The organism is Pseudomonas sp. PB3P13 (assembly GCF_054897735.1).
In genome coordinates this window covers 1,105,056-1,127,830 of record NZ_CM142702.1, presented here as the reverse complement: position 1 = coordinate 1,127,830, position 22,775 = coordinate 1,105,056, and the positions used below count along the sequence as shown (strand labels likewise).

Below are 22,775 nucleotides of genomic sequence, written 5' to 3'. Positions count from 1 at the left end.
CTTAACAGTACGGTCTCTTTTGTTCTTTTAGAATGCAGGCTATCAATCCCGGCAAAGGACTCTGCAAATGATTAACGCGCAATTGCTGCAAATGGTCATCAATGCTTCGAACGAAGGCATCGTGATCGCTGAAAAAGAAGGCGATCAGGACAACATTCTGATTTACGTCAACCCGGCGTTTGAACGCCTGACGGGCTACTCAAGCGAAGAGATCCTCTATCAGGATTGCCGTTTTCTGCAGGCTGGCGATCGGGATCAAGCGTCCCTGCGTGTGGTTCGCGAAACGCTTGATCAAGGCGGCTCGTGCCGCGAAATCCTGCACAATTATCGCAAGGACGGCACGCCATTCTGGAATGAGCTATCGCTTTCGACAGTCAAAAACCCGGGCGACGGCCAGACATATTTCGTCGGCGTACAAAAAGATGTCACGCTTCAGGTCAAGGCTCAGCAGCGTATAGCGCAGCTTGAGGCGCAAGTGGCTGACCTTCAGGGTGAGTTGGCCGCGTTAAAAGCGACCAACGGTACAAACAAAAATACGAATTAATTGTCATTAACTACAATCGCCGATGACTTTGTCAGCATTTCTTTCGAGTAGATCATGCAACGCGACGCGCTCCTGACCCAGGATGAGCTGGATTTCATCCAGACCATGCAGCACAACCCGCAACTCAATGTGCGGGATGCGACGTCGAGCCTGCTCGTCAACGGTGGTTCACAGATCCGTGACCTGCTCACACGCCTGGCTGCACATGAGCAGGTCACCATTCAGGCCACCTTCGAGAATCAGCAAATGACCTTTCCACTGCATCTGGTGGAAGACGAATTCCATGCGCTGCATCTGCGGCTGGGTGTTCCCAGTATTTACGAAGATGGCCCGATGGTTCGGCCCTGGCGGTTAGTGCTGGAAGAACCGGTCGCTTTGGAAAATGCGAGCGGCCAGCCCCGCCCCATGTGGGTGCACGAAGTGTCGTTCAAGGGTGTTCTGCTAGAGGTGCGCAACAAGGCCAAACTGCCCAAACACTTCACGTTATGGTTCAGTCCTTCTGGCTATGAGCGAATTGCATTACGTGGCACCTTTGAAAAAGAGAACCATAATGGCTACGTCGCTTATCAGCTGAACCAGAGCGACAAAGACGAAACCGAGCGCTTGCGCCAGTACATCCTTCAACAGCACCGTCTCACGCACCCCGCCCTGCACCTCTGATCGCCCCGTTTGTTTCAAGTGTCCAGGCTGCCTGCCAGGAATTGCTTCAGACGCTGGCGCATCTGCGTTCCCTCGTTGCCCAGACAGCCAATCGCAGTGCCCAACAGGTTTTCCTGCGCCAGCTCGGCGACCTCGCCCGCCAGCAACAGCTGACAATCAATGCTCAGCGCCAGCCGTTTCAGTTGCTGCGGCAGCTGCGCTGCGGGCGCGTGGTTGGAGAAAAGCACCAGCGCTTGAGGCTTGATCCTCTCGCACACCAGTGTCAATTCATCAAAGGGCTGACCGACCGCCATGACCTGAAGTGCGTAATCGGAATTACTGAGCAATAACGCCGCGACCAGCAGCTCGAGTTCCTGGCAGCGATCGCTCAGGGCACACACAACAACTCTGCTGCCTGGCGTAACGCGCGTCAGCGATAGGCGTTGCACCACGCGAGATCGCAAAAAACCATCGAAGAAAAACCATTCACTGACATGTCCGAACGCTTGCTGTCGTTGCTGCAATCGCTTCCATACCGGCAGCAGGATGTCCTGAAACACTACGGATAAAGGGTAACTGGAAAAAATCTGTCCATAGACCTGATCGAGTTGCACCACATCGAAAGCGCTGACCGCGGACTGGAGCTGGTCCTGCCATTGCGCATGGTCGGCGTGCACCAGTTCGCGGGGGATGATGTGCGACAGGCCCTGGAGGGGCGCGGCTTTGGCCAATATTTTGCCGACCTTGCTGACAGCGACGCCGCGATCAATCCAGTCCAGAATACTGCGCACCCGTTCAATATCGCTCATCGAGTACAGGCGATGCCCGCTTTCGGTGCGCGTGGGGTGAATCAGGCCATAACGGCGTTCCCATGCGCGCAGGGTGACCGGATTGACCCCGGTCAGCCGCGCCACCTCACGGATGGGATACAGCTGCTCGGGTGGGGGCGCAAGACCGGGCTGAAGAACCGGGCCTGTTTCGATGATGGCAGGCATTTGGCAATTCACGTCCTTGTAGATTTGGATCCTATGGTAACCACTTGGGCCCAGTATGACTCAAGACACCGATGATTGACCTGCCGAGCAGACCACTCCTGTAGAATTCGGAACGTTTTTTGCTGATAGCACAGTTGCAGCTCCCTACCCCCGCTGCGCTTGCCGAACTCCTACCCGGGGCGACGCATCAGTCCCATGGAGATACACAATGTCTACCTCACCCGTCACGCTGATGGTCGCGCGTCGCGTTGCCGAAGGGCGTTATCAGGATTTGATGGCCTGGTTGCGCGAAGGCGAACAGCTGGCCACCGATTTTCAGGGCTATCTCGGCTCCGGCGTGCTGGCGCCGCCGCCCGACGATGACGAATTCCAGATCATTTTTCGCTTCGCCGATGAGCACACCATGCACGCCTGGGAGCACTCCGCCTCGCGCACCGCGTGGCTCGCGCGCGGCAGCGACTTGTTTGCCCACCCCACCGAGCATCGGGTTAGCGGCATCGAGGGCTGGTTCGGCGCTGCCGGCCAACGTCCGCCGCGCTGGAAACAGGCGGTGGCGATCTGGCTGGCGTTCTTTCCGGTGTCGCTGCTGTTCAACTTTGCGCTGGGGCCGATGCTTGATCATCTGAGCCTGCTGCCGCGAGTGTTGATCAGCACGCTGTGCCTGACGCCACTGATGGTTTACCTGTTTATCCCGCTGTCGACCCGTGTGCTGGCCGGCTGGCTGAACAGCCCGACGACCGACCGTAAAATCATCAACCCGTAGGCGCAAAGCTTTTCTCCCACAGAGGTGGGAATCCCCCGTCGCTGTTATAGTTTTTGTTCTCCCTGCGACGCGAGCCGTTCATGACCTCTGCATCCCCCCCGATCCTGATCACCGGTGCCGGCCAGCGTGTCGGCCTGCACTGCGCGCAGCGTTTGCTCCAGGACGGCCATCAGGTGATGTTCACCTACCGCAGCGAACGCAGCGGCGTGCAGACATTGCGCGACCTCGGGGCGACGGCGCTGTTCGCGGACTTCGCCACTGAAGCGGGCATTCTGGCATTCATCAACGAACTGAAAACCCATACCGACGGCCTCCGGGCCATCGTGCACAACGCGTCCGAGTGGCTGGCGGAAACCCCGGACACCGACGCCACAGCGTTTACCCGCATGTTCAACGTGCACATGCTGGCGCCCTACCTGATCAACCTGCACTGCGCCGACCTGCTGCGCCGTTCAACGCCGGCCGATATCGTGCACATCAGCGACGATGTGACCCGCAAGGGCAGCAGCAAGCACATCGGCTATTGTGCGAGCAAGGCCGGGCTCGACAGCCTGACGCTGTCCTTCGCCGCCAGATACGCGCCCGCCATCAAGGTCAACAGCATTGCGCCAGCCCTGCTATTGTTCAACCCCGAAGACGACGCGGCGTACCGCACCAAGGCCCTGGCCAAATCCGCACTGGGTATCGAACCCGGAAGCGAAGTGATCTACCAGAGCCTGCGCTATCTGCTCGACAACCCTTACGTCACCGGTACGACCCTGACCGTCAACGGCGGCCGGCACATCAAATAAGCGGCCCGCGAGGATGCTCCATGACGTTGTCCCTGCACCCTGACTCCCTGCCGAAGAACTATCGCGACATTCTCATTGGCCTGGGGGACAATCCCGACCGCGAAGGCCTGCGCGATACACCGGTACGCGCGGCCCAAGCCATGCAGTACCTGTGTCATGGCTATGAACAAAGCGCGTTGCGCGACTCGAACAACACCCGCCAGGAATTTCTGCAATTGATTGGACGGAGCAAGTAGCAATGCCACAACTTCAACCTGGCACCGCGCGCATCCGGGTCAAGGACCTGTGCCTGCGGACCTTTATCGGCATCAACGAGGATGAAATCCTCAACAAGCAGGATGTGTTGATCAATCTGACCATTCTGTATGCGGCCCAGGAAGCGGTGCGCGATAACGACATCGAGCACGCGCTGAATTACCGCACCATCACCAAGGCGATCATCGCTCATGTCGAAGGCAATCGCTTTGCATTGCTGGAACGCCTGACCCAGGAAATTCTCGATCTGGTGATGGTCAACGAGTCGGTGCTGTACGCCGAAGTGGAAGTCGACAAACCCCACGCGTTACGATTTGCCGAATCGGTGTCGATAACGCTGGCGGCGGGACGGGCTACTGCGTAGCAGCTTCAAGCTTCAAGCTTCAAGCGGTAAGCTGACGACCAACGCAACCCAACTTGCAGCTTGAAGCTTGCCGCTCAAAGCTGTCTCGCAGAGACCCTTATGACCCATCAACAACGCCTGGAACTTGAAGCCGCCGCCTTTCGCCGGCTTGTCGCCCACCTCGACAGTCGCAAGGATGTGCAGAACATCGACCTGATGAACCTCTCGGGTTTCTGCCGCAACTGCCTGTCCAAGTGGTACAAGGCCGCGGCCGATGAGCGCCAGATCGAGGTCAGCCTCGATGACGCCCGCGAGGTGGTTTACGGCATGCCGTACGCCGAGTGGAAAGCCCAATACCAGCAAGAAGCCAGCGCCGAACAACAGGCGGCGTTTGCCAAGGAAAAACCCAATGAGTGATCTGAACACCCTGCGCGCCAGCCTCAACAGCGGTGCACACGTTTTCGCCGATACCCTGTCGTTCGTCGCCGCCGGTTACGACTACCAGCCTCAGGCATTCAGCAATGGCGGCGTAGACAATGCGGCCGGGCAAAACGAAGGTTCGTGCAAGACGCTGGGGCTGGCTGTGCTGGAAGGTTTGAGCGATGAAGAAGCGCTGCTGGCTTTCGGGGAGCATTACCGCTCGGTGCTGGCGACCCCTGACGGCAGCGATCACGGCAACATCCGGGCGCTGATCGCGCATGGGCTGGCGGGCGTGAAGTTCGCGCAACAGCCGCTGACTCGCCGCTGATTTCTGACCAACACCAATCCAAGGAGCGAGCTTGCTCCGGGCGGCGTTCCGACGATGGACGTGAACGATGACGCGGGCGTTCTGAATACCCGCGCCGGCCTTGGGTTTTTCGCGAGCGAGCTCGCTCCTACAGTTTCCTCCCACAACATCCCGACTTTTAAGATTGACCCGCCCACTTTATTTCGTTTGCCCACCAACACCGCTCACGGCTTAGATAAACGAAGCCTCCCATCTGCCGAGTCGGTCATCCATGAGCAGCGAAACCATCAGTCGGTCGATCAACATCGTTCATCCCGTCACTCTCAGCCACGGCAAAAACGCCGAAGTCTGGGACACCGATGGCAAACGCTACATCGACTTTGTCGGTGGCATCGGCGTGTTGAACCTCGGCCACTGCCATCCGCGCATCGTCCAGGCCATTGGTGATCAAGCCACCCGGCTGACCCATTACGCCTTCAACGCCGCCCCGCATGGGCCCTACCTCGATTTCATGGATCGCCTCGCCGCGTTCATTCCCGTGGATTACCCCGTCAGCGGCATGCTCACTAACTGCGGCGCGGAAGCGGCGGAAAACGCCTTGAAGATCGTGCGCGGCGCTACCGGTCGCACGGCGGTCATCGCCTTCGATGGCGCGTTCCACGGTCGTACCCTCGCCACGCTCAACCTCAATGGCAAAGTCGCACCGTACAAACAGAAAGTCGGCGTATTGCCGGGCCCGGTCTATCACTTGCCTTTTCCCAGCAAGGACAATGGCGTGACCTGCGCCGAGGCGCTGAAGGCGATGGACCGACTGTTCAGCGTCGAAATCGACATCGACGACGTGGCCTGTTTCATCGTCGAACCGGTGCAGGGTGAAGCGGGTTTCCTGGCGCTGGACATCGAGTTCGCCCAGGCGCTTCGGCACTTGTGTGACGAAAAAGGCATTGTGCTGATCGCCGATGAAATCCAGTCCGGCTTCGGTCGCACCGGGCAACGCTTCGCGTTTTCACGGCTGGGCATCGAGCCGGACCTGATCCTGCTGGGCAAAAGCATCGCCGGCGGCGTGCCGCTGGGCGCGGTCGTCGGGCGCAAGCCGCTGCTCGATATTTTGCCCAAGGGCGGACTGGGCGGCACTTACTCGGGCAACCCCATCGCCTGCGCCGCTGCACTGGCCACCCTCGATGAAATGACCGACGCCAACCTGCAAGCCTGGGGCTCGCAGCAGGAAGAAGCGATCGTCAGCCGTTATCAAGCCTGGCGCGTGCGCAACCTTTCACCTTACCTGGGGCGTCTGACCGGGGTCGGTGCCATGCGCGGCATCGAACTGGCCCACGCCGACGGCACGCCAGCCCCGGCACAACTGACGCAATTGCTGGCGTTGGCCCGCGACGCGGGCCTGTTGCTGATGCCCAGCGGCAAGTCGCGCCACATCATTCGTCTGCTGGCGCCACTGACCACCGAAGCGGCCGTGCTGGAGGAAGGCCTGGACATTCTTGAGGCCTGCCTCGCGCAACTTTCCTGACAGCAAACTGAATTCCGGGACTGACGTAGCGAAATATGTTCGCTTGCAGTCCCTGAATGTGCGTCGCAATACTCGCTCCTACAGAATCGATAAATTTATTTACTTAGCGAGATCATCACGACCAACACGCCGAGGCATCCATGTATCACGACAATATAATTCATAAGAAAAAGTCCAACGATCCTCAATTCCTGCTTGGCGTGGCCGTGGTGCTGTTTCTCGGCTCCTACCTGATGAACCTCGGCAACAGCGGCCTCAGCCATTTCCTGCATCCGCTGCTGGGCAACGCCCCGGACAGCCTGACCACGCGCAACATCGCCATTGGCCTGGCCATCGCCGTCATCGGCACGCTCAACTTTCACGTTCTGGGGCGATTGCAGTTCAAGGTGCAAACCACGGTGGTATGGATCGAACTGCTGATTCTGTTTCTCGCGTTCTTCGATACGTTCGACCTTTCCTACAGCTTCATTCTCGACAAGGTCGGTTTCCTGATCGTTCAGGGCGCTGCGACAACGTTGTACATCTCCGCCATCGCCATCGTGATTGCTTTCGTTCTGGCACTGATCGGCGCGGTGGCCAAGCTGTCGAACAACGGCCTGGCCAACGCCCTCGCGTCGTTTTACACCTCGTTCTTTCGCGGCGTACCTTTGCTGATCCAGATCTACCTGATCTACCTTGGCCTTCCGCAGTTGGGTTATGTGGTCGACGCGGTGCCGGCCGGCATTCTCGCGCTGTCGCTGTGCTACGGCGCCTACATGACGGAAATCTTCCGCGCCGGTATCCAGAGCATTCCCGTCGGGCAGTGGGAAGCTTCGCGGGCCTTGAACATCAGCCCGTTCAAAACCCTGAGCAAAGTGATCATGCCCCAGGCCTTGCGCGTGATCATCCCGCCCACCGGTAACCAGTTCATCGCCATGCTCAAGGACAGTTCGCTGGTCTCGGTGATCGGTGTCTGGGAGCTGATGTACCTGGCCAAAACCCAGGGCCGCGCGGACTTCCGTCACCTGGAAATGCTGATCACCGCCGCGATGATCTACTGGGCGCTGTCGTTCATCCTGGAACGGGTGCAGGCGCGCATCGAAAAACGGGTCAACCGTTCCACCGTGAGGAGCTGATCGTGATGACGCCAGCCAGTACCGCGCCAAGACTGCAACCGACGCCGGTTGCGCCGACCGCTCCTGCGATGATTTCCATCGCCGGCCTGAACAAGTGGTATGGCAATTTTCACGCCTTGCGGGACGTCGACCTGACCGTCGCCAGCGGTGAAATCCTGGTGGTATGCGGCCCGTCGGGCTCGGGCAAGTCGACGATGATTCGCTGCATCAACCACCTCGAAAATTTCCAGAAAGGCCGCATCGAGGTCAACGGCATCACCCTCACCAGCGAAGCGGAAAGCGTCAGCGCCGTGCGCAGTGAAATCGGCATGGTGTTCCAGAGCTTCAACCTGTTCCCGCACCTGAGCGTGATGGACAACCTGACGCTGGCGCCGCAACTGGTGCAAAGCGTGTCGTCCACCGAGGCGAAAAAACGTGCGCAGGTTTATCTGGAGCGGGTGCGCATTGCCGAACACGCGCACAAGTATCCGTCGCAGTTGTCCGGCGGCCAGCAGCAACGCGTGGCCATCGCCCGGGCGCTGTGCATGAACCCCAAAGTGATGCTGTTCGACGAACCCACATCCGCGCTCGACCCGGAAATGGTCCACGAAGTGCTGGACGTGATGGGCGAGCTGGCCACCGACGGCATGACCATGATTTGCGTGACCCACGAAATGGGCTTTGCCAGCAAGGTCGCCGACCGCGTGTTGTTCATGGACCAGGGCCAGGTGATCGAACAAGCCACACCGGCAGAATTTTTCAACAACCCGCAGACCGAACGCGCGCAGCAATTCCTGTCGCAGATCATCGGTCACTGAGAGTCGTTTTACCGCCGCAAAACAATAACGAAAAGTGGAGATGGACATGCTCAGCAAAAAACGTGCAATCACCCTCGCGGCCGCCATGTCGCTGTTGTTCGTCGGCGCCGCCAATGCCGGTGCGGTTCTGGACAAAATCCAGAGCAGCAAAACGTTGACCGTCGCCACGTCGGCGACCTGGCCGCCGCAGGGATTCATCAACGACAAGAATGAAATCGACGGCTTTGATATCGATGTGTCGAAGGAGATCGCCAAGCGCCTGGGCGTGGAAGTCAAATTCATCACACCAGACTGGGACGTGATCACCGCCGGCAAATGGAACGGCCGTTGGGACGTCTCCGTGGGTTCGATGACCGCGACCAAAAGTCGCTCGCGAATCCTCGATTTCCCCGGCACCTATTACTACGTGCCTTACGTGTTCGCCGTGCACGACAAATCCAGCGTCACTGACCACAAAGCGCTGAATGGCAAAACCATCGGCGTCGAAGGCGGAACCACCTCCGAGGATTACTTCAGCCAGGCGCTGGCCATTGAAACCACTGACGTGCCGCCCGTCGTTTACGACGTGAAAACCGAGAAAATGAAAACCTACGCCGGTTCCGTCGGACCGCTGGACGATTTGCGTCTGGGCGATGGTGCGCGCCTGGATGCGATCCTCACGCAACGCAGTACGCTCGATGCGGCGATCAAAAAGGGTTACCCGTTGCGGGCCGTCGATGACAACGTGGCGTTCTACGAACCGCTGGCCGTCGCCACCGACAAGGGTGACCCGGAGCTCAAAGCCAAGCTGGCCGAGATCATCTCCGCGATGCACAAGGACGGCACGCTGACCAGGCTGTCGGACAAGTGGTACGGCGTGGATTACTCGACCATTAAATAAATAGCGCCGCTCTTCTGTAGGAGCGAGCTTGCTCCGGGCGGCTTTCCGACGATGGATGTAGACGATAACGCAGGCAGTCTGAAAGCACGCGTTGCCCTTGCATTCTTCGCGAGCAAGCTCGCTCCTACAAATAGGCAGCCACACAAGGATCGACCATGTCCTTCCCCAACACCTGGTATGCCCAGACCTCGCTGCCGCGTGCAGCCAGGTCCGAATTAACCACCGATGAAACCTGCGACGTCTGCATCATCGGTGCCGGCATTGCCGGCCTCACCGCTGCGCTCGAACTGACCCGGCGTGGCAAACGCGTGATCATCCTCGAAGCCCATCAGGTCGCCTGGGGCGCGTCCGGCCGCAATGGCGGCGTGGTCTCGCCGGGCTGGGCCGAAGGCTCGGGCGCGATCCGTAAAAAACTCGGTCTTGAACAGGCCCGCAGCTTGTTTCAAATGTCGGTGGAAGGCGTGGAGATGGTGCGCCGCAACATCATCGAACTGGCGCTGAGCGGTTGCGCGCCATCGGCCGGGACGATTCGGGTCAAGCGCTACGACGACGGTGCCGGAGTGAGGACCCACATCGAAACCATGCGCCGTGACTTCGGCTATGAACTGAATTTTCTCGACACCGCTCAGGTCCGTGAGCGGGCACATACGCTGCGCTATTTCCAGGGCGTCGAAGACCCCAATGCCCTGCATTTCCACCCGCTGAATTATTGCCTGGGCCTGGCACTGGCCATCGAAACGGCGGGGGGCAAAATCTTCGAACAATCGAAAATGCTCGGCTGGCGTCATGCAGGTAGCGATAAAGTCGTTGATACCGCGCAGGGCAGCGTGCGTTGTCAGGACCTGGTGTTCTGCGCCGGGGGTTACGGAGGACCGGAACTGCAAAAACTCAGCCGCGCTTACCTGCCCATCGCCACCTACGTGGTACTCACCGAACACCTGGGCGATTCGATCAGGAAGGTGCTCGACTCTGGTGCGGCGTTTTCCGATGACCGCCGCGCTTCCGATTATTACCGCGTGGTCGAAGGCGACCGCTTGTTGTGGGGCGGACGTATCACCACCCGCAACGAGCAGAACGAAAAAGCCCTGGCGGCAATGCTCAAGGCCGATATGGTCGCGGTGTATCCACAACTGGCGCCGGTCAGGATCGAGCTGGCGTGGTCCGGGCTGATGGGTTATTCCACCAATAAAATGCCGAACCTTGGACTGCTCGAACCGGGCGTCTGGGCGTGTACGTCGTTTGGCGGCCACGGGCTGAATACCGGATCGATCAGCGGTCGGGTGATTGCCGAGGCGATATGCGGGGAAACTACCCGGTATGAACTCTTTAAACCGTACCTGCTCGACTGGAACGGTGGACCGTTTGGCCGGGTGGCGGCAAATGCGGTTTATCAGTCGCTCAAGGTGATGGATTTCGTTCAGGAGCGCATTCGCGGTTGAACACAGTTCCTGCACCTCCCCTGTGGGAGCTTGCTAGCGATGGTGTGTCAGCTACATCAATGTGACTGACACACCATCGCTAGCAGGCTAGCTCCCACAAGGTTTTGTGTTGACTGCAATTTCTGTATCCACAAAAAAACCGGCCGAAGCCGGTTTTTTCCATTGCTGCACAATCAGAACGAAGCGTTCTGCAGCCCGTCGAGGTAACGCTCGGCGTCCAGTGCGGCCATGCAACCGGCGCCGGCCGAGGTGATCGCCTGACGGTAAACGTGGTCAGCCACGTCACCGGCGGCGAAGATGCCTTCAACGTTGGTGGCGGTGGCGTTGCCCTCACGGCCGCCATGCACCACCAGGTAGCCGTCTTTCAACGTCAGCTGGCCTTCGAACAGCGATGTGTTCGGGGTGTGGCCGATGGCGATGAATACGCCGTCGACTTTCAGCTCGTCGAAGCTGCCGTCGTTGTTCTTCAGGCGAGCACCGGTCACGCCCATGTTGTCACCCAGCACTTCGTCCAGATTCGCGTTCAACTTGAGGATGATCTTGCCTTCAGCAACGCGAGCGTGAAGCTTGTCGATCAGAATCTTCTCGGCGCGGAAGGTCTCGCGGCGGTGAATCAGGGTCACGGTGCTGGCGATGTTGGCCAGGTACAGCGCCTCTTCGACAGCGGTGTTGCCACCACCGACCACGGCGACTGGCTTGTTGCGGTAGAAAAAACCGTCGCAGGTGGCGCAGGCCGACACGCCCTTGCCCATGAACGCTTCTTCCGACGGCAGACCCAGGTAGCGAGCGCTGGCGCCGGTGGCGATGATCAGCGCGTCGCAGGTGTAAGTCGCGCTGTCGCCAGTCAGGCTGTAAGGCTTGGAAGCGAAATCCACCGCATTGATGTGATCGAAGACGATCTCGGTTTCGAAGCGTTCGGCGTGCTCTTTCATGCGCTCCATCAGCGCCGGGCCGGTCAGACCGTGGACGTCGCCCGGCCAGTTGTCGACTTCGGTGGTGGTGGTCAGTTGACCGCCGGCCTGCATGCCGGTGATCAACAGCGGCTTGAGGTTGGCACGGGCGGCATAGACCGCAGCGCTGTAACCGGCAGGGCCGGAACCGAGAATAATCACTCGCGAATGACGGACTTCAGACATGACCTGCTCCTGTTGACCGGCCCGAAATTCCTGGCGCGGAACGCCGGGCGACCGGCGGGAATAAAAAAGGACCGTTGAAAGCACTTGGGGAAGGCTTGAACTCGACAGTCCTGTAAAAGATTGGGTGCAGCGTATCGAGGGGGCGAAGATTAAGGAAATACCGATTAACAATCCAGCTCATAGGCGGTCTCTATTCGGTAACCGCAAATATATAGACACCTTTGTTACCGTTGATGTCGATGTAGTTGCCGTGCTTTCGCCCGTGTGGCAAAGCCGGTAAGGTCGGCGCGTTTCCCCCTTGCTCGGAGCATGATATGCCTGCCCCCGTACTGTCTGGCCCGCAATATTTGCGCGAAGGCCTCAAGCTGGTCTTGAGTCCCAGCCTGCGTTTATTCGTCTTGCTGCCTTTGGCGATCAACCTGTTGCTGTTCGTCGGATTGATTTACCTGGCTGGCCATCAGTTCAGCCTGTGGGTCGATACCCTGATGCCGTCCCTGCCCGACTGGCTGAGCTTTCTCGACTACGTGCTGTGGCCGATTTTTGTCGTACTGGTAGCGTTCATGGTCTTTTTCACTTTCACCATGCTCGCCAACATCATCGCTGCGCCGTTCAACGGATTTCTCGCCGAGAAAGTCGAGGTAGTGGTGCGCGGCACCGATGACTTCCCGGCTTTCAGTTGGGGCGAATTGATCGCCATGATCCCGCGCACCCTCTCGCGGGAAATGCGCAAACTGGGCTATTTCCTGCCACGCGCCATCGGCCTGTTCATTCTCTCGTTCATTCCCGTGCTCAACATCATCGCCGCGCCGCTGTGGCTGCTGTTTGGTGTCTGGATGATGGCGATTCAGTACATCGACTACCCGGCAGACAACCACAAGCTGGGCTGGAACGAGATGCTCGCCTGGCTGCGGGAAAAGCGCTGGCAGAGCATGAGCTTTGGCGGCAGTGTTTACCTGGTGTTGCTGATCCCGGTCGTGAACATTCTGATGATGCCGGCGGCCGTGGCGGGCGCGACGCTGTTCTGGGTTCGTGAGCGCGGTGCGGAAAATCTGGTGACGCACGGCTGAGCCAGTCACAAATCTCTCTATTCAGAGCGTCCGTTAACCACGAAAGTCGCGCCCTTTCCCAGCCAACTGATACACAAGGCTGGTACACATGGCACTGATTGCACAACCGTTCCGGCACCCCGACTCGGGCATCTACTACCTCCGACGCAGGGTGCCGGATGATCTAAGGCACATCATCGGCAAGACCGAGATTCGCCGTTCGCTGAACACTCGACACCACCTGCAAGCGAAGGCCGCGTTTGCCGTTGCGTATGCTGATTCCGAGCGTTTGTTCAATGAAGCCCGCCAAGGCCTCTGCATCGAACACCATCAGCCGGAGGTGCTAGCGAAGCCCCTACCTGGCTTTTATCTGCCAGCACGTATAGAAACTTCTATAAAGCTTTCAGAAGCGCTTGCTCGCTACGTCCAATCCATCTCCATGTCGGGCAGGTCGGAGTACGTTTCTCGCCGTCATGCTGTCGACTACAGCCGTGCTGTCAATCGGTACATCACTGACATGAGCGACATGCCCATTGCGGCGATCCTGCCTTCAGATGTCCATAAGTTCGCTACCAACCTGATCCAGCCTTCGGATCCCAAGGTTAGGCCGCTGGCAATCTCATCTACGCGACTACTGTTGGCAAGGCTGTCATCGGTGCTGACGTTTGCGGTGGACTCTGGCTTGATTGACACAAATCCTGTCAGTACATCACGAATTCACAAGCGTCTAGGATCAGGTAAACCGAAACGCCGCTTGGACGATAACCGGGGATACAGCTGGAGCGAGTTGGTCACACTGTTCAGTCATGCCGAGTTTCAGCGGCTTCGAACTGCCGAAGGTCGTCCGGGCAACGCAGTGTTCTGGATACCCTTAATAGCCGCGTATACAGGTGGCCGACGTGAAGAACTGGCTCAGCTGTACGTTGAAGACATTCACCAGCACGAAGGGAACTCATGGTTCATTCGCATCATTGACGACCACCCCGACAAGTCCGTAAAAACAGATAGCAGTCGAAGGGAAATTCCTGTCCATCCTGACTTGATCGCCATGGGTTTGTTATCGCTCGTACAAGGACGCTTGCCTGGAACGAGGGTTTTCCCACAACTAGTCAAAGTCTCCGACGGCTTTGCAGGAATCGTCTCTAAATCATGGCGTCCGATCACTCAGCTCTGCGGAGTGTATCAACCAGGCCGCAACCCTCTTCACGCGTTCCGACACAGCTTCAAAACCCTAGCCAGAGAGCATGGTATCCCCAAGGAAGTGAGCGACTGGATCACCGGGCATGCTTCGGGACATATCGGTGACAGCTATGGCATCAACCCGCTGTCACGAATGGCTTCGGAGATACAGAAACTACCGAGCCTTGCGAAAGCAGCTGGTCTTTTGCCAAGTGGGTAAAGAGGACCGCACAGGTGAAAGTAGAAATCGACGGGCTTTGTGTTGATCGTCGACTGGGATATGCAGACCGTGCGGGAAAAGCTGGGCCACGCACCGTCGAAGTCGTTCGGTCGGTATAGGACGAAGCTGGGCATTACTGACCCGAAGAAGACGTTTCACAATTTCCGCCCCACGCTCATTGATGACCTTCGAGATGCTGGGGTGCAGGATTCCCTGATCAAACGCATCGCCGGGCACGAAGACGGTGCGGTGACGTTCAGCATTTATGGCAGCCGTAGCCCGCTGAAGGCGATGGCGGAAGCCCTGAAGCAAATCATCATGACCGACGCCTAGCGTAGACAATTACCGAACCGATGGTGGCCCTGCCTTATATAAAGGAGGTTGCCGCCGGGCTGGGCGGCCTAGTGACAGCGCCAGCCGTTGCAAGAGACTGATGGCGATTCTGTTTTTTTCATTCGGACCATTGACACGGAAACAAAAGCCAGTATTATGGCGCCCATCACCAGATCACCGGTGAATTGATAGGCCTCATTGCCAACTGCTTGTACAGCCTCCTCTGCGACTTCCCGGAAACGATGAAGAACACGCAAAGGATTTTTTTCGTGTCTGGGATTTGGAAAATCTCAACCGCATTAGCCCTAGTTTAAATTATTCGAGTAAGTACCATGTCATGATCGAAGGATAAGTCGGTGCCCGAAAAACACCATTAAACCACCACTAAAGAACAACTATATGACGCAAGAGAATAACGCTTCATACCTGGCTTAGCATAGAGCCAGTACGCCAACTCGGCCAACTTACATTATAATTCCGACGAAATTCACAATTTCATTACGGAACCCTAGTGCCCGAAAAACGCACCCCAACCGACCACAGAATCGATAGATGAATTAACTTAGCCCAAAACTCAAGAACAGCACCACCAAACTATAACTCAATAGGTGCATGCACCTGCACCAGCTCTTAACTTTGAGCGACGGCCACCTATTGCCTGAAATCCGTAAAAGAAGACAACTAGATGAAATACCAAGCCAACAACGAATTCGTAGAAATCGAAAGCATTTATCGCCCCAAGAACATCATGGTCAAGCAGCGAACTTCGATACAGTACGTCGTGCCATTAACCGGCCCTATCGGCGAAATTCATGAGTATGGCGAATTCGTGAACATCCTTGCCGATGCAAGAGAAGAAGACCAAGTATATATTCAGCTCTCATCACCGGGTGGAAACATGGATACTTGTGACTACCTATGCCGCCGCATGGATGAGTGCGAGGCAAAGATTACAGTCGAGATCGGCTTTACATGTGCTTCAGCTGCTTCAGCCATCGCCCTCCAAGCCGATGACTGGGTGATCTATGACAGTAGCACGATGATGATTCACTCATGCTCTTATTCCCCGGGGTACGGAAAAGAATCGGATGTCCGTGCAAGTGTCGCATACATGGAACGAGTCAACCGTGACTGGGTTGAGACAACCTACAATGGGCTTCTCGCTGAGGAAGAGTTGATTGACGCTTTGGACAACGGCAAGGACCTATATTTCTTTGCAGACGACTTGCGTGCCCGTCTTCCGCTATACGAACAGTACCGCAAAGAACGCAAAGCCAGGCAGATCGAAGAAATCATGCAGCACTGGGAAAACCGTCTGGCTGCTTAATAGAAACACAAATATTATCGTCAGCAGTAGCTGACCCTTAAACCGCAAGGAAAGCATTACAAAATGAGCAATATTTTTAGTATCAAAGACGACCAAACTACAGTAATCATGATCGGTGGTTGCTACGTACGACGGGACCGTGAGGGACGCTACTGTCTCAATGACTTCCATAAAGCTGCTGGCGGAGCACCTCGTCACAAGCCGACCCTATGGGTACGCCAAGCAGAAGATCTGATCAGCGAATTAGCCAAAGGTACAGATTCGTACCCTTTACAGACTAAAGCAGGTCGCTCTGGCGGCACTTATGTGGCGAAAGAGCTAGTCTACGACTACGCCATGTGGATCAGCTCCGAGTATCATTTAAAGGTAATCCGGGCGTATGACCGCCTTGCGACAAGTGGTGTGGCGGTACACGAGAATGCGGCCCTGTATGTGCTAGATAATCCAGAGCCCTACCTTAACACCATCATCCAACAAGCTCAGGCCCTGACTGAAGGATACACGCAGTTAGCCCTGAATGCGGAACGAGATGCACCGAAGATTGAATTTCATGACGCGGTAAATCGCGCCTCGAACTTGCAGACGGTAAGCGAGGTAGCGAAGAAGTATGGAATCGGTCCCAACAAGCTCTTCGAGCTACTACGTAACGGCAAAGTGTTGATGACAGACAAGTACAACACACCCTACCAGCGACACATTGATTCCAAGCGCTTCGTAGTTGTAGGAAAGGTATATAGTGAAGCGGGAAATATTTACCGCTCCAACAAGACCATGGTGACCGGCAAGGGTGAAATATACATCGGCAAGCTGCTTCGTGAAGCTGGATGGCTCCCGGTAGAGCTGGCCGCTTAATTCGCACTAACTTACTCCATAGGTGAGTAAGGCCACGCATAACAGTACTATTTTTAGCCCCAGTGAACCGGTGGAAAAATTCGCACGATGACTGGCATCATGAAACCAGTCATCTATTAACCACCATGAAAGTTCAAGCAAGCTGCGCGACATACAGCACTAAACTTATTTCAACTCTCACTTTCAAGCTAATCTACGGCTAGGTCGAGACGAGTTATGTATTGCTTGGACATAAGGAAAGGATGTAAGTGGCCTAGTGTCTGCCGGGACTCAGCCCTGCTAAATTTCCGGAGTCGCCCGATTCTTGGAAAGAAAAGTATTTGAACATTTTAAGTCAAGGAAGAAAACGTGCCCACATCTGTAGTGGATTTAACTGACAAAAAAAACACCGCAATACGCTCTGTGCAGAATCGATTCGTGATTGTTCCTTCAACGGACAGCCGCCCCAGATTCCGCGACCTTTTAAACATGGGAGTCGCCCCACAAGGCAACCCTATGATGTTACTCCAAGCTTACCGAGATGCTGGCGGAACTGAAGACATTACAGGGGATCACTTGCTCAACAAGTTGCCTATTGTTTTCGCTGAGGACTTCCGCCCCGGCGACTACAGGCGAATAATAGAGGTTGGCGGTAACAGACTTCTGAATATATGGACTGGCCCAGATATCCGTCCGAGTGGAAAACCAGTATCTAGACGCGATGCGGCGCCCTTCATTGAGTTCCTGCAACGCCTGTTCCCCATCCACGAAGAGCGGTACTACTTCCGGGATTGGCTAGCTCATGCAGTCCGCTATCCTAGCCAGCGTATTAACGCCACAGTTTTGCTGCGTTCAGAACACGGGGTTGGCAAGGGCTTCTTGGCTGAAACACTGTTACCTGGCCTGCTGGGGAAATCCAGCGTAGGCACGGTAGCTCTAGGTGACGTGGTCGGTCAATTTAATGATGCTTTGGTTGGCAAGACTCTCATTGTGATTGACGAGGTCTACAAGAACCCCGAGTCGACGGTCAACACCCTGAAATCAATCCAAGGGAACAAGACGATTACGCTGCGACGCAAGCATATCCCCGACACCACGGTGGATAACTTTCTTAACTTCATCATAACGAGCAATGACCATTTTCCATTGCCGCTGGAGCAGGAAGACCGCCGCTTCTGGGTGCCCGCTTTCATCACGCACAAGGAGTCGAAAAAAGAAACCATGTTGTTCATCAACACAATTCTTAAACCTTGGCTACTGAGGCAAGATGGAATGCAGGTGGTGCGGGACTTACTTGAGACAGTGGATCTATCTGGGTTTCAACCCTGGGGCGATCCACCGATGACCGTCAGCAAACGGGAGATGATAGGTTTCTGCCCCCAGGAAAGGCTATTCGAGTTCATTACTGATTACATTGCAGACCATATGGTTGTGAAAGCCTTGGACATCGAAGCCCAGTACAACATAGAGACCGGGGAAGTCTTGAGCAATCGTGCAGTAGCTGAGAAGTTGTCCGAACTGGGATGCAAGGCAAAACGAACGACCGATGGAAGGATGTGGATCACTCCCAAGGGTTTGGTAGGCGATCTATCGGAGTCATCCTCGCCCGCCGAGTTGCGAAGAGTCTACTCAAGCACAAGGGCGCCATGACGGGTATGACGGGTTCATGTCGGGTCGTAAAATAACCCGTCATGGTTGTACGCCCCACGCAGCAAGTGCTGTGGCGATGTCATGACGGGTATGACGGGTTGACGCTGCTTTCTTATAGTAAGGGATTCACCTAGCTCCATGAGTGAACACGTCTAACGCAAGATCGAATGGGCAAGCAACTCCAGTGAATCCACCTCGAGATAAAGCACGCCTATACAGTTACATAGTGGCGTCGCCGCCACGGCAGAATAACCTGTGCCCGAGGCACGGATTACAACTCTCTATAGTTAAGGGGAGAGAGGGGGCAACAAGCCCCTCACCGCTCTTGCTATTCGCTCCTAACTTTGCATGGCAACTTGTGGCGTGAGCCACGGTAGAGCAACCCAAGAGGATTAACAATTCCGTGCCTATCAGCACAAGTTCTACCTGCACCATTCAGAGCAACATCAACAGCGGGAGGGGTCACCTCTATCCTCCCTTCTCGAACCTCTACAGTTATGGAACAATCATAGTAATAAATAAAGTATTAACGCGTGACGTAAACGTCACAGTAAGCTTGGCAAGGTGAAAACTTCTACCAGTAGGATGGAGAGATGCCTCACCGATCTGCTCTTCGTTTGTACCATGCCGAAAGGCATGAGAGAGATAACGCCTAGACGTAGCTCTACACCACGCACCCACTGAGCGCCCTAAACTATTGGAGTTGATGCTGTTTGCTGAACGTCCGGTTCCACCACGGAATTACAGTGCTTACATTTGATAGCCTGTACCTTGATCATCTCGGCACAATACGGACACTCTCGCAGACCATTCGCCGCATGCACAGCCTCTCCGTTAGACGGTTTCAGCACTTCAACCCAACCCTTGCGTAGGTAGGAGTTCGCAATGATTTTATTGATGCTGATTGCGTACGCGACTATTGCAATGGGTAACGCGATGATGATCCCAGTCCCGCCAGTCGCCAGTGAAAAGCCGCCCACTAGGACGATCCAAAGAACGAAATGTCCCCAAAGACCCCGGACGGCAAGATAAAGGGGCCCAAAGAGTACTACCAGCCCACCTGCCTCTTTACTAATTGATTCAGTATGCCCATTTACTGGATTGCGGAAAGTACGAGCCATAACGATTTCCTTGATGATGGTGCGGAGGACGCCATCTTCGTCGAGGGGTCATTTACACATCGGCATCAAAATTTCAGCGTTTCCGCTTGTTTGGCCGAGCAACACTAGAGTTAACAACGTAAGCAAGGGGGCTGCCGGGGTTACCGTTTACCGCTTGCACCCAGTCCCCCTCGACAAGACAGGCAATCGAACGCTTAACGGTGCTCAAAGAGCAATTGCTTAACTTCGCCAAGGCTGCTTGGCTGAGCACCACCTCACCCTTGCCATCCATGTTTGCCATCAGCAACAGCATCAGGCTTGCGGCACGTGGATTCTCATGGTTCAACATCGCCAGTTCTCCGAGCGAACCCTGTTCGGCGTGAATGCTTGGTCCCCGCTTACCGGAGCCCATGTGCATGGTTAAGTCTGTTGCGGTCATTGAGCAGCTCCTGAACATGAGTAACGTGGATCTGACCTGCCAACCACCATAGGGTGGGAGCGGTGAATGGTGCCATGTCGAACGAGAAATTCACAGTATATTGTGAAGACGTATCAGACCCAGGCAACGAGAGTTCAACCCTCACTCAGGGGGTAACAGCTTGGACGCAGGGTTGGCATTCGGTAGGGTTCTTCGCGAGCGACGGAAGCTTGCAGGGCTGACCCAAGAGCAGTTGGCACTGGAGGCGGATGTTCAGCGGAATTACGTAAGTCTCATCGAGCGAGGCGTCAATCAACCCACTATCAACATCATCTTCAAGCTTGCCATTGCATTGAAATGCCAGCCATCTGCACTCATTGCCGATGTGGAGACCCTTGTTCTCAGCAAGTGAAGGATGTCGACCGCCCATCAGTTACCTTGCATCTAACTGATCAAAAACTAACCAATATCTATCCCCTCGCAGGCGTCGGTCACATCGTCCGCACCATCTCAGACTCGCCAAAGTCCCTGTTTCCGGGGCTTACGCCACAGCCAGGTCAAGCCAAGTCCCCTCCACACGCGGCTTTCCCACCGTGACGCCAGATTTCCTCACACCAGCCTAATTAGTGCACTAGGAATTGCCAGACCTGCGCTACACCGGGGGCGGCATCGCCGGATCGATCTGCACCACACCCAGCGGCCTGCACACAACTCGGACAGTCGTTGCGCACATTCCTAATGCACCTGCATCGAGCTGGGGCAGGCCAACGACCCGAAGCAATAGCTCTTAACATTTCGTTGTCGAACGGCTGCAATATGTTACGATGAGCCAAACCCAGATAATGAAGCGAGAACATGAAGCAGGTCGTGGCTTACGCAAGGATGAGTACAGACGATCAATGCCTGTCGGTAGCTGGCCAATTCGCCGCCATCCAGATCGCCGCTGAGACGCACGGCTGGCAGATCGTAGCCCAGTTCACTGATGAGGGCGTGTCAGGTTCCATCGACCCTCTGGAGCGTGCCCAGTGCCGCCTAGCACTGGCGATGGCGAAGGGTTTGGATTGCCCGGTGGTCGTCCACCGTGTTGACCGCCTGACCCGTGACCACGCCCACTTCGCTGTTCTGCAGAAGAAATACACCATCGTCGAAGCCGAGGACGTTCATGGCAGTCGCCTCGTCCGCAACATCAAGTCGCTGCTGGCTGAAGAAGAGCTGGCCAAGATTCGCCAACGTACCAAGGATGGTCTGGCCGAGTTGAAAACCCTTGCCGCCAATGGCGATACCGAGGCACAGGCGAAGATTGCCCGTCGTGACGCTGGTCGGGCGAAGGCTTGGGAAGTAGGCAACAGCGCCGCACTGGAAGCGAAGAAACAGAACGCTGACAGTCGGGCTGATGCAATCGCTCATCACATCAAGGCGTGCTTGTACGATGGCTGCATCTCCTTTGCCGCCATTGCCCAGTGCTTAAACGCCAAAGGCGTGACCACGGCCAAAGGGAAAGCATTCCAACCAATGACTGTATCGCGTCTCATGACTCGCCTTGAACTGTCACTCAATACCAAGTAAGGCAGCAGGCACCAACCGAAGCATTCCAGCAAGCGACCTGAAAACCGCCTGAGCAATGTTCTACGGGTGGGCTGTATCACTCTCACCATATTCGGCGTTTTGCCGCTGGAAGGTAATCCCATGGCTTCTTCGGGCTTAAGAACGCCCCCATTTGGCTGGAATAGGCCGATTAACAGGGGGGGGGCATGATATTCCCGGCAGTCGAATGCGACCGATATTCGCCTAGGACGAGTGCCAATTTTGAAAATTTCGGGGTAGCCGTTTTGGGGCAAACTGGATCCGAAGTTTCCATTTTCGATGCTGGGCATGCCAAATGGGGGCGACCCCATGGAGGAAGCTGACGAGTCCACAGAATGGGGATCAAGCACCACGCTTGGGTGGTCAAACAAGGCAGAACCGCGCGTACATAGCCCCCGACAGGCTGTTATAAGTGCATGAGTGGGGCACTCGACTAAATCAAGCAACTTGAAAGGATGAAGTCATGCCTCCTGAACCTCGATTTCCACCGATTGAACTGGAACAGATTCACGCCGATATCGGCAAGCTGATGGCTGAAACTGCCAAGCTGAATGCTGAAGCCAGTAAGTTCGCTCTGGAACGCAAGCAATTCCCGATGATAGTCGTAGCCGGCCTCATTGGCGCAATGGGAGCCGCAACAGGTGTCGGACTGACATTTTTGCTCAAGTTCCACTGACATAATTGCCCCGCTCGAGTGTTGCCAATAAAGCGATCACCCATACGCGGCACAACCTTGCTGTATGGGGCCCGGCATATGGATCGAGTATTGCAACCGTGTACGCATCAAGAGGGAGCCCGCTTTGTATGCCCCCATCAGCATGACATCATGCCGCCTGCATGCGGCTATTTCGTGCCCGTGATTTCCCGATTCTAGCCACCGATAGCGAGGTGGCACGGGAATGGCGTTAAGGCCCGACCCAGCTTGGGCGGGACTTCTACCGTTTCCATAGATGCCATCTAGATATTTCCGCCACAGATTCACCGGTGATTTCCACTAACGATGGGGGCAATAATTGAAAAGTTTGGTTGTTGCGGAATTGCAATCCTTTTACCCAGGAAGCTCATCAACATGATCGATTGAGACTCGCCCATTGCTGTCGGCGGCCACCGGCAGAAATCGACTCATAGCAGACGCTCGTCG

Annotated in this window: 24 protein-coding genes and 2 pseudogenes; 22 read left to right on the top strand and 4 right to left on the bottom strand. The window is 56.1% G+C overall.

The features are described 5' to 3' along the window. The first annotated feature begins 67 nt into the window (after positions 1-67). Positions 68-544 (top strand): PAS domain-containing protein, encoded by a 477-nt coding sequence (locus ACYZT1_RS05040; protein WP_462017947.1) that lies wholly within the window; start codon positions 68-70, stop codon positions 542-544. 54 nt (positions 545-598) lie between these two features. After that, complete coding sequence (locus ACYZT1_RS05035) at positions 599-1,204, top strand: hypothetical protein (protein WP_462017946.1); 606 nt, start codon at positions 599-601, stop codon at positions 1,202-1,204. Between the two features lie 14 nt (positions 1,205-1,218). Here ACYZT1_RS05035 and ACYZT1_RS05030 read toward each other — a convergent pair whose 3' ends face one another. Then, positions 1,219-2,178, bottom strand: coding sequence for a MerR family transcriptional regulator (locus ACYZT1_RS05030; RefSeq protein ID WP_462017945.1), 960 nt, complete (start codon positions 2,176-2,178; stop codon positions 1,219-1,221). A gap of 208 nt (positions 2,179-2,386) precedes the next feature. Between ACYZT1_RS05030 and ACYZT1_RS05025 the strand changes: the two genes are divergently transcribed. From ACYZT1_RS05025 to ACYZT1_RS04975, 11 genes and pseudogenes are all read left to right on the top strand, one after another. Further along, entirely contained in the window at positions 2,387-2,941 is a 555-nt protein-coding gene (locus ACYZT1_RS05025; protein ID WP_462017944.1) for an antibiotic biosynthesis monooxygenase, read from the top strand. Positions 2,942-3,021: 80 nt separating this feature from the next. Further along, positions 3,022-3,732 (top strand): dihydromonapterin reductase, encoded by a 711-nt coding sequence (gene folM / locus ACYZT1_RS05020; protein WP_462017943.1) that lies wholly within the window; start codon positions 3,022-3,024, stop codon positions 3,730-3,732. Positions 3,733-3,752: 20 nt separating this feature from the next. Further along, a pseudogene (locus ACYZT1_RS05015) lies at positions 3,753-3,905 on the top strand (GTP cyclohydrolase I); the annotation flags it as partial. 65 nt (positions 3,906-3,970) lie between these two features. After that, the gene (gene folX, locus ACYZT1_RS05010; protein ID WP_462017942.1) at positions 3,971-4,351 is read left to right on the top strand and encodes a dihydroneopterin triphosphate 2'-epimerase; all 381 of its coding nucleotides are present in this window, start codon (positions 3,971-3,973) and stop codon (positions 4,349-4,351) included. Positions 4,352-4,450: 99 nt separating this feature from the next. Next, complete coding sequence (locus ACYZT1_RS05005; RefSeq protein WP_462017941.1) at positions 4,451-4,747, top strand: DUF1244 domain-containing protein; 297 nt, start codon at positions 4,451-4,453, stop codon at positions 4,745-4,747. Continuing rightward, positions 4,740-5,078, top strand: a complete 339-nt coding sequence (locus ACYZT1_RS05000; RefSeq protein ID WP_462017940.1) for a HopJ type III effector protein — start codon at positions 4,740-4,742, stop codon at positions 5,076-5,078. Before ACYZT1_RS05005 ends, ACYZT1_RS05000 begins: the two co-directional genes overlap by 8 nt. 250 nt (positions 5,079-5,328) lie before the next feature. Beyond that, positions 5,329-6,579, top strand: a complete 1,251-nt coding sequence (locus ACYZT1_RS04995) for a 2-aminoadipate transaminase (RefSeq protein WP_462017939.1) — start codon at positions 5,329-5,331, stop codon at positions 6,577-6,579. A 140-nt stretch (positions 6,580-6,719) separates the two neighbouring features. Beyond that, positions 6,720-7,694, top strand: coding sequence for an amino acid ABC transporter permease (locus ACYZT1_RS04990; protein ID WP_462017938.1), 975 nt, complete (start codon positions 6,720-6,722; stop codon positions 7,692-7,694). A gap of 68 nt (positions 7,695-7,762) precedes the next feature. After that, positions 7,763-8,491 (top strand): amino acid ABC transporter ATP-binding protein, encoded by a 729-nt coding sequence (locus ACYZT1_RS04985; protein WP_462019191.1) that lies wholly within the window; start codon positions 7,763-7,765, stop codon positions 8,489-8,491. Between the two features lie 46 nt (positions 8,492-8,537). Then, the gene (locus ACYZT1_RS04980; protein ID WP_462017937.1) at positions 8,538-9,371 is read left to right on the top strand and encodes a transporter substrate-binding domain-containing protein; all 834 of its coding nucleotides are present in this window, start codon (positions 8,538-8,540) and stop codon (positions 9,369-9,371) included. Positions 9,372-9,526: 155 nt separating this feature from the next. Beyond that, complete coding sequence (locus tag ACYZT1_RS04975) at positions 9,527-10,810, top strand: NAD(P)/FAD-dependent oxidoreductase (protein WP_462017936.1); 1,284 nt, start codon at positions 9,527-9,529, stop codon at positions 10,808-10,810. A 173-nt stretch (positions 10,811-10,983) separates the two neighbouring features. Here the strand turns inward: ACYZT1_RS04975 and trxB are convergent, their stop codons facing one another. Further along, positions 10,984-11,946 carry a thioredoxin-disulfide reductase gene (trxB, locus tag ACYZT1_RS04970; protein WP_462017935.1) on the bottom strand — a complete coding sequence of 321 codons (963 nt, stop codon included), beginning with the start codon at positions 11,944-11,946 and terminating at the stop codon, positions 10,984-10,986. A 314-nt stretch (positions 11,947-12,260) separates the two neighbouring features. Between trxB and cysZ the strand changes: the two genes are divergently transcribed. The 6 genes and pseudogenes from cysZ (at position 12,261) to ACYZT1_RS04940 (ending at position 18,532) form a co-directional block, all read left to right on the top strand. Beyond that, the gene (cysZ, locus tag ACYZT1_RS04965) at positions 12,261-13,013 is read left to right on the top strand and encodes a sulfate transporter CysZ (RefSeq protein ID WP_462017934.1); all 753 of its coding nucleotides are present in this window, start codon (positions 12,261-12,263) and stop codon (positions 13,011-13,013) included. An 88-nt stretch (positions 13,014-13,101) separates the two neighbouring features. Next, complete coding sequence (locus ACYZT1_RS04960; RefSeq protein WP_462017933.1) at positions 13,102-14,391, top strand: DUF6538 domain-containing protein; 1,290 nt, start codon at positions 13,102-13,104, stop codon at positions 14,389-14,391. A 69-nt stretch (positions 14,392-14,460) separates the two neighbouring features. After that, positions 14,461-14,724, top strand: a pseudogene (locus ACYZT1_RS04955) (site-specific integrase); the annotation flags it as partial. 685 nt (positions 14,725-15,409) lie between these two features. Next, on the top strand, positions 15,410-16,051 hold the full coding sequence (locus tag ACYZT1_RS04950; protein WP_462017932.1) for an ATP-dependent Clp protease proteolytic subunit: 642 nt from the start codon (positions 15,410-15,412) through the stop codon (positions 16,049-16,051). A 63-nt stretch (positions 16,052-16,114) separates the two neighbouring features. Then, positions 16,115-16,903, top strand: coding sequence for a phage antirepressor KilAC domain-containing protein (locus tag ACYZT1_RS04945; RefSeq protein WP_462017931.1), 789 nt, complete (start codon positions 16,115-16,117; stop codon positions 16,901-16,903). Between the two features lie 348 nt (positions 16,904-17,251). Beyond that, the gene (locus ACYZT1_RS04940) at positions 17,252-18,532 is read left to right on the top strand and encodes a DUF5906 domain-containing protein (RefSeq protein WP_462017930.1); all 1,281 of its coding nucleotides are present in this window, start codon (positions 17,252-17,254) and stop codon (positions 18,530-18,532) included. A 689-nt stretch (positions 18,533-19,221) separates the two neighbouring features. On the opposite strand, the gene ACYZT1_RS04935 is transcribed toward ACYZT1_RS04940, so the two are convergent. Beyond that, a complete protein-coding gene (locus tag ACYZT1_RS04935) occupies positions 19,222-19,653 on the bottom strand; it encodes a hypothetical protein (RefSeq protein WP_462017929.1) in 432 nt (143 codons plus the stop codon). Positions 19,654-19,726: 73 nt separating this feature from the next. Continuing rightward, the gene (locus ACYZT1_RS04930; protein ID WP_462017928.1) at positions 19,727-20,071 is read right to left on the bottom strand and encodes a hypothetical protein; all 345 of its coding nucleotides are present in this window, start codon (positions 20,069-20,071) and stop codon (positions 19,727-19,729) included. Positions 20,072-20,231: 160 nt separating this feature from the next. Between ACYZT1_RS04930 and ACYZT1_RS04925 the strand changes: the two genes are divergently transcribed. From ACYZT1_RS04925 to ACYZT1_RS04915, 3 genes are all read left to right on the top strand, one after another. Further along, positions 20,232-20,462, top strand: coding sequence for a helix-turn-helix domain-containing protein (locus ACYZT1_RS04925; RefSeq protein ID WP_457400716.1), 231 nt, complete (start codon positions 20,232-20,234; stop codon positions 20,460-20,462). Positions 20,463-20,905: 443 nt separating this feature from the next. Further along, entirely contained in the window at positions 20,906-21,616 is a 711-nt protein-coding gene (locus ACYZT1_RS04920; RefSeq protein ID WP_462017927.1) for a recombinase family protein, read from the top strand. Between the two features lie 481 nt (positions 21,617-22,097). Beyond that, the gene (locus ACYZT1_RS04915; protein ID WP_462017926.1) at positions 22,098-22,310 is read left to right on the top strand and encodes a hypothetical protein; all 213 of its coding nucleotides are present in this window, start codon (positions 22,098-22,100) and stop codon (positions 22,308-22,310) included. Positions 22,311-22,775: the final 465 nt, after the last annotated feature.